A 14,275-nucleotide genomic window follows, 5' to 3' on the forward strand; every position below is an offset into this window, starting at 1 on the left:
GAGCCTACGTCACCGGATGAGCCCCGATCCCGATCGTGACCGCAGTTTCGTGCTCGCGCAGCGCAGCTTCGAGCTGATGCGCGACTACTGTTCCTGCGCGACGCCGCGGGCCTACGCCGTGTGGTATCTCTACGTCTCCGGCACGCAGCCGCTGATGAACGATGCGGTCAAACGGCTCACGACGCAGAACGGCACGCTGACCAGCGCCGACATCGAAGGACTCCACGACACCTACATCGACGGCCGCCGCATGGCCGTGGAGGTGGACCGGATGAATTCGAGCCTCATCGCCGAGGTCGAGGGCATCATGGAGATGATCGAGGTCTCGATCCGCTCCACCGCTCAGTATGGCGAGTCGCTTCAGGCCCTGTCCCACGACATCGCCAACACGGCCACGAGCCGGACGCGCCTGCGCGAGGTCGTGACGACGATCATCGCCAACACCCGCGATGTGACGGCCAACAACCGCACCCTCGAAGCGCGGATGCGCGAGAGCCGCAGTGAGATCGAGGCGTTGCGCGAGACGCTGGAGGCGGCCCGCCTGGAGAGCCTGACCGACGCCCTGACGGGGCTGGGCAACCGCAAGAATTTCGAGGAGTCGCTCCGCAAAACCGTCGATGTCCCGTCCGCCTCGGCACGGCAGGGAAAGCCGACGAGCCTGATCGTGATCGACATCGATTCGTTCAAGCGCTTCAACGACCTCTACGGTCACCTGACCGGAGATCAGGTGCTGCGTCTCGTCGCCATCGTGATGCGCGAGCATATCGGCCAGAGGAACGCGACGCTCGCCCGGTTCGGCGGCGAGGAGTTCGGCATCGTCCTGCCGGAAACGGACCGGGTCGAGGCGCGCGCCATCGCCGAGCGGGTGCGCACGGGCGTCACCGGCCGCGAATTGGTGAAGCGCTCCACCGGCGAATCGCTCGGCAAGGTCACGGTCTCACTCGGCGTCGCGACCCAGCGCGAGGACGACAACGCGGTCTCCCTGCTGGAACGAGCCGATGCCTGCCTGTTCGCCGCCAAGCGCGCTGGCCGCAACCGCACCCTCGACGAGACCGAAGTCGAGAACCTGCGCGACGTCGCCTGAGACGGATGAGAGCATCGTCCCGAAAGGGAGCCCCCGGGGCGATGCAGATGCAGGGAGCTAGGGCCTCGTCCGGTCTTGCGCGACGAGCCGGCTCCGATCAGGCCGCGGCGCCAGCCGTGAGCCGCTCGGGATTGACCGGCGTGATCGCTACGGATTCGCCGCAGCCGCAGGCCGAGGTCTGGTTCGGGTTGTTGAACACGAACTGGGACGACAACTTGGTCGTCTGGAAATCCATCTCGGTGCCGAGCAGGAACAGCACCGCCTTCGGATCGATGAACACGGTCACGCCCCGGTCCTCGATCACGTCCTCGCCGACCTTCCGCTCCTCGGCATATTCCATTGTGTAGGACATGCCGGCGCAGCCGCCGTTCTTCACGCCGACGCGCAAGCCCGCGATCGGCGTCTCCGCATCGGCCATGATCGCCTTGAGCCGGTCCGCGGCGCGGTCGGTCAGCGTGATCACCTTGAAACTGGACATCGTGGTCTCTCTCCTGCGGCCGGGTTCAAGGCCCGGGCGGGTGAGGGGTTTTCGTACAACGAAGAAGATAAGCACTCCCCCGGTGCCGGTCCACTAGGAGACCCGGCACACCGGACGATTGCAGCCGTGCTATGCTGAATCGGTGACGGAGCGCACGATCGCCGAGCCTGCAAGGCAGCGGAGACGCCGGAAGAACTCTTCGCGTGGCAAGCATCCCGGGACGAGCTCTACGAACTCGTCAACGGCGTACCGGCGCTCGCCGAGCCCTCGCCTATACCCTCCTCGTCAAGACGCGCTTCCCCAGCGCCGTGTTCTACAGGCGCGATGCAGAGGGCCGAGACGAGGAGAGCTTCGGAGGGCTCGAGGCCGTGATCACGCTGCCCGCCATCGGCGCGCGGCTCGCGCTGGCCGACATCGACGAGGATGTCTCCTTCGAGCCGGGACGCACGATTTCGACGCGCTGACGCGCTACCACATGTCCAGCGCGACGCGGGCCTCGTCGGACATCCGGCTCTGGTCCCACGGCGGGTCGAACACCATCGTGACGGAGCAGGACTGCACGCCCTGAACCGCCGAGACCGCGTTCTCGACCCAGCCCGGCATCTCGCCGGCCACCGGACAGCCGGGAGCGGTCAGCGTCATGTCGATCAGCACGCGACGGTCGTCCTCGATCTGCACCCGATAGATCAGGCCGAGTTCATAGATGTCGGCGGGAATCTCCGGATCGTAGACCGATTTGAGCGCCACGACGATGTCGTCGGTCAGGCGATCGATCTCCTCGGCCGGGATCGCGGAGGCGGCCGCGAGGGCGGGGGTGTTGGTGCCCCCGGTGATGGTGGCGTCGGTGCTCATCGGATCACTCCTTCCGGTCCCCGTTCACGGCGGCCGAAACTCTCAAAAGAATCAGGCGAACAGCATCTCGGCCTTGGCCAAGGCCGTGGCCAGAACATCGATTTCCTGCGTCGTATTATACAGACCGAACGAGGCGCGACAGGTCGAGGTGACGCCGAAGCGCGTGAGCAGCGGCATCGCGCAGTGGGTGCCGGCCCGCACCGCCACGCCCTGTTGGTCGATCACGGTGGCGATGTCGTGGGCGTGCGCCCCCTTCACCTCGAAGGCGATGACGCCGCCCTTGTCGCGGGAATTGCCGATCTGGCGGATCGAATTCATCGCGCCGAGCCGCTCCTGGGCGTAGGCGGTCAGCATCGCCTCGTGCGCGGCAATTTTTTCGCGACCCAGATCCATCATGAACTCGAGTGCCGCGCCGAGGCCGACCGCCTCGATGATCGCCGGCGTGCCCGCCTCGAAGCGGTGGGGCGGATCGTTGTAGGTGACCGCGTCCTGGCTCACCGTGCGGATCATCTCGCCGCCGCCCTGGTAGGGCGGCAGCCGGTCCAGCCACTCCTTCTTGCCGTAGAGCACGCCGATGCCGGTCGGCCCGTAGACCTTGTGGCCGGTGAAGACGAAGAAGTCGCAATCGAGCGCCCGCACATCGACCGGGCGGTGCACCGCGCTCTGCGCCCCGTCGAGCAGCACCGGCACGCCGTGTGCGTGGGCGATGCGCACGATTTCCTCGGCCGGCGTCACCGTGCCGAGCACGTTCGACATGTGGGTGATCGCCACCATCTTGGTGCGCGGCGAGAAAAGCTTTTCGTATTCCTCGATCAGGAAGTTGCCGTCGTCATCGACCGGCGCCCATTTGATGACGGCACCGCGCCGCTCGCGCAGGAAATGCCAGGGCACGATGTTGGAGTGGTGCTCCATGATCGAGAGGATGATCTCGTCCCCCTCCCCGATCAGCCCGGCCCAGCCCATGGAGGAGGCCACGAGGTTGTAGGCCTCGGTCGCGTTGCGGGTGAAGATGATCTCGTCGGTCGAGGCCGCGTTGAGGAACTGGCGCGTGGTCTCGCGGGCGCCCTCGAACCCCTCGGTCGCAGCGTTGGCCATGTAGTGGAGGCCACGGTGGACGTTGGCGTAGCCGGTCTCCATGCAGGAGACCATGGCATCGATCACGCGCTTGGGCTTCTGCGTCGAGGCGGCGTTGTCGAGATAGACCAGCGGTTTGCCGTAGACCTTCTCCGACAGGATCGGGAATTCTTTCCGGATCGCCTCGACGTCGTAGGGGGGGGTGCGGACGGGTGCGTTCATGTTCGCGACCTTGGATCCTGTGCTATCCGGGTCCAGCGCCGCCCGCCGGAACAGGTTCGGCGTCGATGAGCTTGGCCGGCTCCCCGGAAGGAACCGGCCAGCAGGGTCAGCCGCGCGACGCCAGCCACGCCTCGATCCCGCCGATCAGCACCTCGCGGGCGCCCTCGTGCGTGACCGTCTCCACCGCCTCGCCGACGAAGGCCTGGACCAGCAGGCTCTCGGCGGTGGCGCGCGGCAGGCCGCGGGCCATGAGGTAGAACAGCAGATCCTCGTCCGGCGCGCCGCAGGTGGCGCCGTGGCCGCAGGCGACGTCGTCGGCGAAGATCTCCAGCTCCGGCTTGTTCATCATCTGACCGTCGTCGGTCAGGAGCAGACAGTCGGACTTCATCTTGCCGTCGGTCTGCTGCGCGACCTGGCGGACGATGATCTTGCCCTGGAACACGCCGGTGGAATCGCCGTCGATCACCGTCTTGAACATCTCGCGGCCGATGCCCCCGGTCGCCGCATGGTCGGCGAGCAGGGTCGAATCCGCGAGTTGGCCGTGACCGAGCAGCGTCGCGCCGTTGACCACGGCCTTGGCGTCCTCGCCCGCGATGTGCAGGTAGATCTGGTGACGCGAGAGCTTGGCGCCGGTGACGAGGTTGACGGTCTCGAGCTGCGCCCGCGCGTCGAGGCGCACGGAGAGCGTCGAGAGGGCGACCGCCCCATCCCCTTCCCGGTTGAGCCGGGTGTGGCGGAAGGCGGCCTCGGCGCCGATATGCACGTCGAGCGCGTCGTTGGGCTGGTAGGCCAGCCCGGACGGTCCCTCGTGGCTCTCCAGCAGGAAGAACTCCGCCTCGGCGCCGACATCGACCAGAACGCGGGTCGCGGTCGAGAAGGCGGCCTCCCCCGTGCCGACGAAGCGCAGGTGGATCGGCGTCTGCAGCTTGGCGCCGGGCGCGACCGAGATCAGCGCGCCGTCCGCCAGGAAGGCGGTGTTGAGCTGATAGATCGGGTTCTCGCGCACCTGCTCGACGGGGGCGAGGAGCTTCAGGCGGGCGTCGCCCTTGCCCATCGCCTCGTTGAGCGGCGTGACCGTCACGCCCTCGGGCACCCGGTCGAGATCCGACAGGGACGCGACGAGATGGCCGTTGACGAAGGTGAGGCGGACGGCCTCGACCTCGTTGAAGCCCGTGGTCCCGGCGACAGCGACCCGGGCCGCGCCCTCGCTCGGCGTCTCGGCGGGCGGGGCGGCCTCGGTGATGGCGGCGCGCAGGTCGGTGTACTTGAACGCCTCGACCCGGCGGCTCGGCAGGCCGGTCGCCTCGAAGAAGCGGAACGCCTCCTCGCGGCTGATCGCCTGCTCGCTGGCGAAGCCTTTCCGTGCGGATTCGAACAGGTTCGAGAGGCCGGCCTCGGCTGGGGAGCGGAGATTGGTGACGTCGGCCATCACGCAGCCTCGCTCGTGCGGTACTCGGCGTAGCCGGAGGCCTCGAGTTCCAGCGCCAGGTCCTTGCCGCCGGTCTTCACGATCTGGCCCTTCGACATGACGTGCACGGTGTCGGGCACGATGTGGTTGAGGAGCCGCTGGTAGTGGGTGATGACGAGGAACGAGCGGCCCTGCGCCCGCAGGGCGTTCACGCCCTCGGAGACGATGCGCAGCGCGTCGATGTCGAGGCCGGAATCGGTCTCGTCGAGGACGCAGAACTTCGGCTGCAGCAGCGCCATCTGGAGGATCTCCATGCGCTTCTTCTCGCCGCCGGAGAAGCCAACATTGAGCGCGCGCTTGAGCATCTCCTTGTTGATCTCGAGCTTGTCCGCCGCGCCGTTCACCGCGCGGATGAAGTCGGGGGTCGAGAGCTCGGCCTCGCCGCGCGCCTTGCGCTGCGCGTTGAGGCAGGCCTTGAGGAAGGTCATCGTACCGACGCCGGGGATTTCCAGCGGGTACTGGAAGGCCAGGAAGATGCCGGCGGCGGCGCGCTCGTCGGCCGCCATCTCCAGCACGTTCTGCCCGTCGAGCAGGATTTCGCCGTCGAGGACCTCGTAGTCCTCCTTGCCGGCGATGACGTAGGAGAGCGTCGACTTGCCTGAGCCGTTCGGGCCCATGATCGCGGCGACCTCGCCGTCGTTCACGGTGAGGTTCAGGCCGTTGAGGATGCGGTTGTCCTCGATCTGCACGACGAGGTTTTTGATCTCAAGCATGTCCGTCCAAGTCCTTCAAAACCATTCCTGATGCATCGCCCGCAGGACGGTGACACGTCCGGTCGAATGGCCGGGCATGTCACCGATCACCGCGTCGACGCCGCACCGGGGACAGCGAGCGGTTCCGCCATCGGCGATCCACCCTCCGCCTCATCCGGCGCGAACGTGTTCAGGCCGTAGAAGCAGCCGCACACGGCGCTGCCCCTCACCTCGTCGGCGTGCCGCGCGCTGTGCCGGGGGCGGCACGCGGCACAGCCGTGTCGAAGCGCGTCAGCCCACCGAGCCTTCGAGGCTGATCGAGATCAGCTTCTGGGCCTCCACCGCGAACTCCATCGGGAGCTGCTGCAGCACGTCGCGGACGAAGCCGTTGACGATGAGCGCGGTCGCCTCCTCCTCGGAGAGGCCGCGCTGCAAGCAGTAGAACTTCTGGTCCTCGGAGATCTTCGAGGTGGTGGCCTCGTGCTCGAACACCGCGGACGCGTTCTTCGACTCGATGTAGGGCACGGTGTGCGCCCCGCACTGGTCGCCGATCAGGAGCGAGTCGCAATTGGTGAAGTTGCGCGCGCCCTTGGCCTTCTTGTGGGCCGAGACGAGACCCCGGTAGGTGTTCTGCGAGCGGCCCGCCGAGATGCCCTTCGAGATGATCCGGCTCGTCGTGTTCTTGCCGAGATGGATCATCTTGGTGCCGGAATCGACCTGCTGCATGCCGTTCGACACCGCGATCGAGTAGAACTCGCCGCGGGAATCGTCGCCGCGCAGGATGCAGGACGGGTACTTCCAGGTGATCGCCGAGCCGGTCTCGACCTGCGTCCACGAGATCTTCGAGCGGGCGCCGCGGCAATCGCCACGCTTGGTCACGAAGTTGTAGATGCCGCCCTTGCCCTCGTTGTCGCCGGGGTACCAGTTCTGGACGGTCGAGTACTTGATCTCGGCATCCTCCAGGGCGACGAGCTCGACCACCGCGGCGTGGAGCTGGTTGTCGTCGCGCTTCGGGGCGGTGCAGCCCTCGAGATACGAGACGTAGGAGCCCTTGTCGGCGATAATGAGCGTGCGCTCGAACTGGCCCGTATCGCGCTCGTTGATGCGGAAATAGGTCGAGAGCTCCATCGGGCAGCGCACGCCCGGCGGGATGTAGACGAACGAGCCGTCGGAGAAGACTGCCGAGTTCAGCGTGGCGAAGAAGTTGTCGGTCACGGGCACGACCGAGCCGAGGTACTTCTTCACGAGGTCCGGGTACTCGCGGATGGCCTCGGAGATCGGCATGAAGATCACGCCGGCCTTCTCGAGCTCCTTGCGGAAGGTGGTCGCCACCGAGACCGAGTCGAACACCGCATCGACCGCGACGCGACGCTCCGGCGCGATGCCTTCCAGCACCTCGACCTCACGCAGCGGGATGCCGAGCTTCTCGTAGGTCTTCAGGATTTCGGGATCGATCTCGTCGAGCGATTCCGGGCCCTTACGCTTCGGCGCGGCGTAGTAGTAGATGTTGTTGTAATCGACCCGGTCATACTCGACCCGGGCCCATTCCGGCTCCTTCATCGTGAGCCAGCGCTTGTAGGCGTCGAGACGCCATTCGAGCATCCATTCCGGCTCGTTCTTCTTGGCCGAGATGAAGCGGACGACGTCCTCGGAGAGGCCCTTCTCGGACTTCTCCATCTCGATCACGGTCTCGAAACCGTACTTGTACTGATCGAGGTCGATTGAACGGACCCGATCGATGGTCTCCTGCACTGCAGGCATTCAGCGTCTCCTACCGACTCCGGCTTCAAGGACCGGGGGTTTCCAACGACACGGCGGGTTTACCGCCGAAAGAATGGCTTGGGCGGGCGGCACTGAGAGTTCCTCAGGCTGCCTGCCCTCGCCGCTGATATAGGGACGACACGACCCGTTCGAACCCCGCCGCGAAGCGTTCGAGGTCTTCCGGGCGCGAATTCCAGCCGAAACTGACGCGCAACGCCCCCGCGGCGAGCGCAGGGCTCACGCCCATCGCCGCAAGCACGGGGGAACGGGCCACCTTGCCCGAGGCGCAGGCCGAGCCCGACGAAACGGACAGGCCGGCGAGATCGAGGGCGATCAGCGCCGTGGCGGCCTCCAGGCCCGGCACGGCGAAGCCCAGCGTGTTGGGAAGCCGCGGCGCGCCCTCCCCGAACACCACCATGTCCGGCGCGAGCGCCCACAGGCGTGCTTCGAGGGCGTCGCGCAAACCCGCAAGCCGCACCGCCTCGGCCTCCAGGGCATCACGGGCGATGTCGGCCGCCGCGCCCAGGCCGACGATCCCCGGAAGGTTCTCGGTGCCGCCGCGCAGGCGCGCCTCCTGGCCGCCGCCGCGCAGGAAGGCCGCTTCCAGGCTTGCCCCCTCGGCCAGCACCATGGCGCCGACGCCCTTCGGCGCGGCGAACTTGTGGCCCGACAGGGTCAAGGCGTCGAGGCCGAGCGCGGCGCAATCGAGCGGGATCTTTCCGACCGCCTGCACCGCGTCGCTGTGGACCAGAGCCCGTCCGTGGGCGCGAGCGAGCCGCACGATCCCGGCCAGCGGCTGCACCACCCCGGTCTCGTTGTTGGCCGCATGGACCGAGATCAGCACGGTCTCGTCGCGAAGGGCGTCGAGCCGGGCCGCCAGCGTGTCGAGCCGCAGCAGGCCGGCCCCGTCCACCGGCAGCACCTCGACCGCGTCCGGCGCGAAGCGGTGGCCCGCGGCGACGCATGGATGCTCGGTCGCCGAGATCATCAGCCGGGTGGGGGCGGGGAGGCCCGCCTTCCGCAACGCGCCGGAGAGCACGGCGTTGGCGGCCTCGGTGCCGCCACTGGCGAAGGTAACGCGCTCCGGGCTCATCCCGAGCAGGGCGGCGAGGCGTGCCCGCGCCGTCTGCAGCGCGTGGCGCGCGGCGCGCCCCTCCTCATGAATCGAGGAGGGGTTGCCGGGCAGTGCCAGCGCGCGCGCGACCGCCGCCGCGACCTCCGGCCGCACCGGAGAGGTCGCGTTGTGATCGAGATAGCTGCGCGCGCCCGACGTCATCCTGCCGTTTTGCTCCGTATCGTCCTGCCACATCCTGATTTTCTTGATTTCGCCCCCCTCCCCCGTGCTAAGCCGCGCGAAACGCGCCGTGTGCTTCGCAGGTCGAGGCCCGACGAACTGTTTAGAATGATTCTAATGACCTAGAATTATTCTAAGAGCGCTTGTAGGTGGCGCGCGCAACGAGTCAAGCCGTGACCGGCCAGCCTCCCCCTGCCTTCGCAGGGGGCATCAGGGGTGAGAGTCGGATCATCTCGAGGACACCATGCCCGAAGTCATCTTTTCCGGCCCCGCCGGCCGCCTGGAAGGGCGCTACCAAGCCCCGAAGAAGAAGGGCGCGCCGATCGCTATCGTGCTTCATCCGCACCCCCAGTTCGGGGGCACGATGAACAATCAAATTGTGTACAATCTTTTCTACACCTTCGCCAATCGCGGATTCGCAGCCCTGCGCTTCAATTTCCGCGGGGTCGGGCGCAGCCAGGGCGCCTTCGATCACGGCTCGGGTGAACTCTCCGACGCCGCCGCCGCCCTCGACTGGGTGCAGTCGGTCAACCCGGAGGCGAAGTCCTGCTGGATCGCAGGCGTCTCGTTCGGCTCGTGGATCGGGATGCAGCTCCTGATGCGCCGCCCGGAGATCGAGGGCTTCATCTCGATCGCCGCCATGGCCAACCGCTACGACTTCACCTTCCTGGCGCCGTGCCCCTCCTCCGGCCTGTTCGTGCACGGCTCGGAAGATCGGGTGGCCCCGGCCCGCGAGGTGATCCCGGTGATCGAGAAGGTGAAGACCCAGAAGGGCGTCATCATCGAGCACCAGATGGTCGAGGGCGCCAACCACTTCTTCGACGGCCGGGTCGACGAATTGACCCAGACCGTGGACACCTATCTCGACAAGCGCCTCGGGGCGAAGCCCGAAGCGGCGTGAGTCGCGTCAGCCCACCCCACCGATCGGTGGGCTACGCTCACGCCTGTTCGATCATCCAATGAGGTCGCGAAGCTGGATCGCTTCGCCGAACACTCGCGACGACGGGGCGGATCATCCTGCACCGTCCCAGACCATCGTCCCGAAAGGTGGTTGCCGGCTTTCGGAAAAAGATGCTGCAAAAAGAAGTGCCGAGAGCATCGTCCTGGATCCGATATCCAGGACGATGCTCTCGCGAGCGTAAGGCGAAGCCATCCAGGTCCTGCGACGCCGCCGGCCTCACGCCGCCCGCGCCGCCGGCTCGGCCGCCGCGTGCACCACCGGCACGGCGGGCGCGCCCTCCCATTCCGAGTGGGCCGGGATCGACTCGCCCTTCATCACGATGGTGAGCGGGCGCAGCCGCGCGTAATCGCCGACATGGCTGTCGTAGAGGACGGTCGAGAAAGCGCCCACTGAGACGCCGCGCCCGACCACGACCCGGCCGACCTTCATGATGCGGTCCTCGTAGAGGTGGGTCTGGAGCGCCGCCGAGCGGTTGATCGCAGCGAAGTCGCCGATCTCGACGCAGTCGAACTCGGTGATGTCGGTCATCAGGAGGCAGGCGCCCTTGCCCACCTTCACGCCGAAGAGCCGCAGCATCCAGGGCAGGAAGGGCGTGCCCATCAGGTGCTCCAGCAGCACCTTGCCGGCCAAGCCCCAATAGGCGACGGCGATGGCCTCGGTGCGCATGGCCCACCACGACCACATCGGCCGCATGCCGGGGCGGTAGCGCCCCATCAGGAGCCATTTGAGGGCGATGACGCTGCCGGTCTGGATCAGCGCGATGGCGACGCTCGCGAGCACGAAGGCGAGTGCCAGCCCGCCCCAATCCTCGGCGAGGATGGCCGGATAGAACACCCAGTCGATCGCGCAGATGGCGAGCGAGATGTAGAGCATCGGCGAGAACGAGGTGGCGAAGGCCTCGAACAGGCCGCGCCGCAGCTTGGCCGCCACGCTCGGCTCGAAGGTCTGGGCGTTGGAGCCGAGATCGACCTTCTGGCGCACCGGCAGGCGGATCGGCGGCGAGCCGAACCACGTCTCGCCCGGGCTCATCGCCGCGTTGGCCGGCGGCTTCGACTTAATGCCGATCAGCACATCGTCGGGAATCCTCGCCCCCGGCGGAAGCACGCCGTCATTGCCGACGAAGACGCGGGCGCCGGTCTCGACCGGGTGCAGATGCATCCAGCCGCGGCGGATCTCCTCCTCGCCGACCACCACCTCGTCGGCGATGAAGTTGTTGGCGCCGACCGCGACAAGGTCGTGGCGCGAGCCGAGATTGGTCGAGATCTCGGCGCCCCGGCCCATCTTTGCCCCCATCAGCCGGTACCACGCCCGCATGTAGACGGTCGCGAACAGCGAGGAGAGCGTCTCCAGCGTCACCTCGGAGGCGAGCGCCACCAGCCACTTGCGGAGATAAAAGCCAGACCAGATCGAGACGGTGCCGGATGTCGCCCGCGGCAGCACCGCCCAGCGGATGGCGGCGATGAGCAGCACCGTGCCCGCCGTCATCAGCATGGCGGTGGGCCAAGTCAGCAGCGGCAGGTAGACGTGGTAATCGACATCGGTGAGTTCCGAGAGGTTATCGGAGATCTGGTCGAAGATGTAGAAGGCCGGGAAGATCGGCAGCAGGCCGACCGCCGGCACCGCCGCGAGCAGGAAGGCGTAGACCGCGCCGAAGGCCGCCCGGCGGGCAGGCGAGGCGGTGGCCGGTTCGGGCAGGGCAGAGAAGTCGACGGTGCCGACCCGGCGCCCCGGCGAGCCGTCCCAAGCCTCGGCCGTGCCGACCTCGGTGCCGGCCGGCACGGTGGTGAGGTCGGCAATCTCGGCGTGATCCCCGATCACCGCACCGGGGCCGATCACGCAGGAGGTGCCGATGGCGACGTCCTCGCCGATCTCGACGCGGCCGATGACGAGTTCGTTGCCGACGACCTCGGCGTTGGCGATGACGAGCCGCCCGCCGAGCGAGGAACCGCGGCCGATGGTGAGCAGATCGGCCGCGCCGACATCGAGGTCGGAGATCAGCACGTCGTCGCCGATCTTCGCGCCGAGCAGGCGCAGATAGGTGACGATGACGGGCGAGCCCTGCAGCCACTTGATGTGCACCAGCGGCGTTAGGCGCTGCGCCAGCCACCAGCGGTAATAATAGACGCCCCAGAGCGGATAGCGCCCCGGTTTGGTCCGCCCGAGGATCAGCCATTTAGCGGCAATCGCGACCGTCGCGGTCACTGCGTTGATGCCGATATAGACCAGCAAGAGGACGCCGAGTTCGCCCCAGAACCCGAGCCCGCCGCCGGTGAGCAGCAGGTAGGTGACGAAGATGCCGAGCCATTGCGCCGTGGCCAGCGCGATCACGAACGGCAGGGCGATGGCCTGCGCCAGCCCGCACAGGGCGCGGCGCAGAAGCGGGGGCGGGACGAAGCTGAGATCGCGGATCGCCGTCTGCGCCCCCGCCCCGCCCGTGCGCTCGATCAGATTCGCGGCCATCACCCGCAGGGTACGGCCGTTATAGACGTCCTGAAGGGTGATGCCGGCGAGCGCCGGGGTCTCGCGCACCGCGCCGACGAAGCGGGCAGCGAGCAGCGAGTGGCCGCCGAGTTCGGAGAAGAAGTCCGCCTCGAGCCCGATCGGACCGTCGCCGAACACCTTCTTGGCGGCGGCCAGCAGCGCGGCTTCGGTCTCGTTGTCGGGGGCCTCCTGCTCGCCGTCGGCGACCGCGACGGTCAGCGGCGCGATCCGCAGCGCCTTGCGATCGACCTTGCCGGAGGTGAGCCGCGGCAGGGTCTCGACCGTCTCGAAATGGCCGGGCACCATGTAGGGCGGCATCTGCGCCGCGAGATTCTTTCGGAGCGCCGCGCGGTCGAGGGCGGCATTCCGCTCAGGCACGAGGAAGGCGACCAGCCGGTCGACCTCGTCGTCCCGGCGCAAGACCACCGCCGCCTGATTGATCCCGTCCTGCGCCCGGATGCGCGCCTCGATCTCGCCGAGTTCGACCCGGAAGCCACGAATCTTGACCTGGTCGTCGATGCGGCCGTGGAAGAGGATGTCGCCGTCGGCCGTCATCGAGACCGCGTCGCCCGAGCGGTAGAGCACCGGGTCGGTCCCGTCGGACGGGTAGGGGTTGGCGACGAACTTTTCCGCCGTCAGTTCGGGCCGTTTGAGGTAGCCCCCGGCGACGCCGGGGCCGCCGATCAGCAACTCGCCTTGCTCGCCGGGGCCGAGCAGGTTCAGCGCCTCGTCGGCGACGTAGACGGAGTAATTCGGGATCGGGCCGCCGATGGTGACGGGCCGGCCCGGCCGCATCTCGGCGGCGGTCGCCACCACGGTGGCCTCGGTCGGGCCATAGGTGTTGAACAGGCGCCGCTCACCGGTCGCCCAGCGGGCCACCAGGGGCTCGGGCAGGGCCTCGCCGCCGAGCAGCACGAGGCGGACACTCGGCAGGTCGCCGGGGATCATGGCGAGCAGGGTCGGCACCGTGTCGAGGACGGTGATGCGCGCCTCGGCGATGATCGCGGGCAGGGACTCGACGTCGCCCATCATCGCCGGGCTCGCCACGAACAGGCAGGCGCCGACGAGATAGGGGACCCAGATCTCCTCCATCGAGAGATCGAAGGCGACGGAGGCGCCCTGGAACACCACATCCTCGGCGCAGAGGCCGTAGACGGCGTTGCCCGCGCGCAGGAAGTGGCAGATGTTGGCGTGGCTGATGCTGATGCCCTTCGGCACGCCGGTCGAGCCCGAGGTGTAGATCAGGTAGGCCGGGTGCTCCGGTCCGAGGCCGGCAGCGTCGAGATCGGGCGCGGAGGCTCCCTGCCCCGCCCGCAGAAGCGCTTCGGTGGTGACGGCGGGCGTGCCCTCCGGCGCCTGGGGCCGCAGGGTCTCCGAGACGAGGAGCGCCTTGGCCTCGGCATCGTTCAGGCACACCGCGACCCGGTCGGCGGGCGCCTCGGCGTCGAAGGGGAGCCAGGCGGCGCCGGATTTCGTGATGCCGATCTGCGCGATCAGCAGTTCGGTGCCGCGGGCCATCCACAGCCCCACCACATCCCCCGGGCCGATGCCGCGGGCGGACAGCCCGGCGGCGATGGCGTCGGAGCGGGCATCGACTTGCGAATAGGTCAGGACCGGACGGCGCCCGTCCGAGCCGGGCTCGGCGGCGTCGATCAGGCAGGGCGCGTCGGCCCGCTCCCCCGCGCTCGCCCGGAACAGGTCGGCCAGGGTCTCCCGGCGGATCAGGTCGGGCCGCGCGGGCCCCCGCAGGACGGCGCGGCCGCCGAGGCGCCCGCCCGATCCGTCGTCGTGCCGCCCCGCCTCGGCGAGACCGCTCATCCGATGCTCTGCTGCCGATTCCACGTGCTGCCCATTCCCGGATCGGTCGTACCCCGCGCCGACGCTGGCGGCGCGCGATCCCGCGCCCCA

Annotated in this window: 10 protein-coding genes; 2 read left to right on the forward strand and 8 right to left on the reverse strand. The window is 68.1% G+C overall.

Annotation, left to right across the window (positions count from 1 at the left end):
• The first annotated feature begins 16 nt into the window (after nucleotides 1-16).
• Nucleotides 17-1,084: a GGDEF domain-containing protein gene (locus J2W78_RS09370; RefSeq protein ID WP_253369994.1), complete on the forward strand. Its 1,068-nt coding sequence runs from the start codon at nucleotides 17-19 to the stop codon at nucleotides 1,082-1,084.
• A 97-nt stretch (nucleotides 1,085-1,181) separates the two neighbouring features.
• On the opposite strand, the gene J2W78_RS09375 is transcribed toward J2W78_RS09370, so the two are convergent.
• The 7 genes from J2W78_RS09375 to J2W78_RS09405 form a co-directional block, all read right to left on the reverse strand.
• A complete protein-coding gene (locus J2W78_RS09375) occupies nucleotides 1,182-1,562 on the reverse strand; it encodes a HesB/IscA family protein (protein ID WP_253369996.1) in 381 nt (126 codons plus the stop codon).
• A gap of 468 nt (nucleotides 1,563-2,030) precedes the next feature.
• Nucleotides 2,031-2,414, reverse strand: a complete 384-nt coding sequence (locus J2W78_RS09380) for an SUF system Fe-S cluster assembly protein (protein ID WP_004446369.1) — start codon at nucleotides 2,412-2,414, stop codon at nucleotides 2,031-2,033.
• Between the two features lie 51 nt (nucleotides 2,415-2,465).
• On the reverse strand, nucleotides 2,466-3,710 hold the full coding sequence (locus J2W78_RS09385) for a cysteine desulfurase (RefSeq protein ID WP_253369998.1): 1,245 nt from the start codon (nucleotides 3,708-3,710) through the stop codon (nucleotides 2,466-2,468).
• Between the two features lie 106 nt (nucleotides 3,711-3,816).
• Complete coding sequence (locus J2W78_RS09390) at nucleotides 3,817-5,139, reverse strand: SufB/SufD family protein (RefSeq protein WP_253370000.1); 1,323 nt, start codon at nucleotides 5,137-5,139, stop codon at nucleotides 3,817-3,819.
• Complete coding sequence (gene sufC, locus J2W78_RS09395; RefSeq protein WP_253370002.1) at nucleotides 5,139-5,891, reverse strand: Fe-S cluster assembly ATPase SufC; 753 nt, start codon at nucleotides 5,889-5,891, stop codon at nucleotides 5,139-5,141. The genes J2W78_RS09390 and sufC overlap by 1 nt, the downstream gene beginning before the upstream one ends.
• 270 nt (nucleotides 5,892-6,161) lie before the next feature.
• A complete protein-coding gene (gene sufB, locus J2W78_RS09400) occupies nucleotides 6,162-7,631 on the reverse strand; it encodes a Fe-S cluster assembly protein SufB (RefSeq protein WP_012255147.1) in 1,470 nt (489 codons plus the stop codon).
• 103 nt (nucleotides 7,632-7,734) lie between these two features.
• Entirely contained in the window at nucleotides 7,735-8,907 is a 1,173-nt protein-coding gene (locus J2W78_RS09405) for a cysteine desulfurase family protein (RefSeq protein WP_253370003.1), read from the reverse strand.
• Between the two features lie 262 nt (nucleotides 8,908-9,169).
• Between J2W78_RS09405 and J2W78_RS09410 the strand changes: the two genes are divergently transcribed.
• Nucleotides 9,170-9,826 carry an alpha/beta hydrolase gene (locus J2W78_RS09410; protein ID WP_253370005.1) on the forward strand — a complete coding sequence of 219 codons (657 nt, stop codon included), beginning with the start codon at nucleotides 9,170-9,172 and terminating at the stop codon, nucleotides 9,824-9,826.
• Between the two features lie 276 nt (nucleotides 9,827-10,102).
• Here J2W78_RS09410 and J2W78_RS09415 read toward each other — a convergent pair whose 3' ends face one another.
• Nucleotides 10,103-14,185 (reverse strand): Pls/PosA family non-ribosomal peptide synthetase, encoded by a 4,083-nt coding sequence (locus J2W78_RS09415; protein ID WP_253370006.1) that lies wholly within the window; start codon nucleotides 14,183-14,185, stop codon nucleotides 10,103-10,105.
• Between the last annotated feature and the right edge of the window lie 90 nt (nucleotides 14,186-14,275).

It is taken from the genome of Methylorubrum extorquens (assembly GCF_024169925.1).
In the GTDB taxonomy this organism is placed as follows: domain Bacteria; phylum Pseudomonadota; class Alphaproteobacteria; order Rhizobiales; family Beijerinckiaceae; genus Methylobacterium; species Methylobacterium extorquens_A.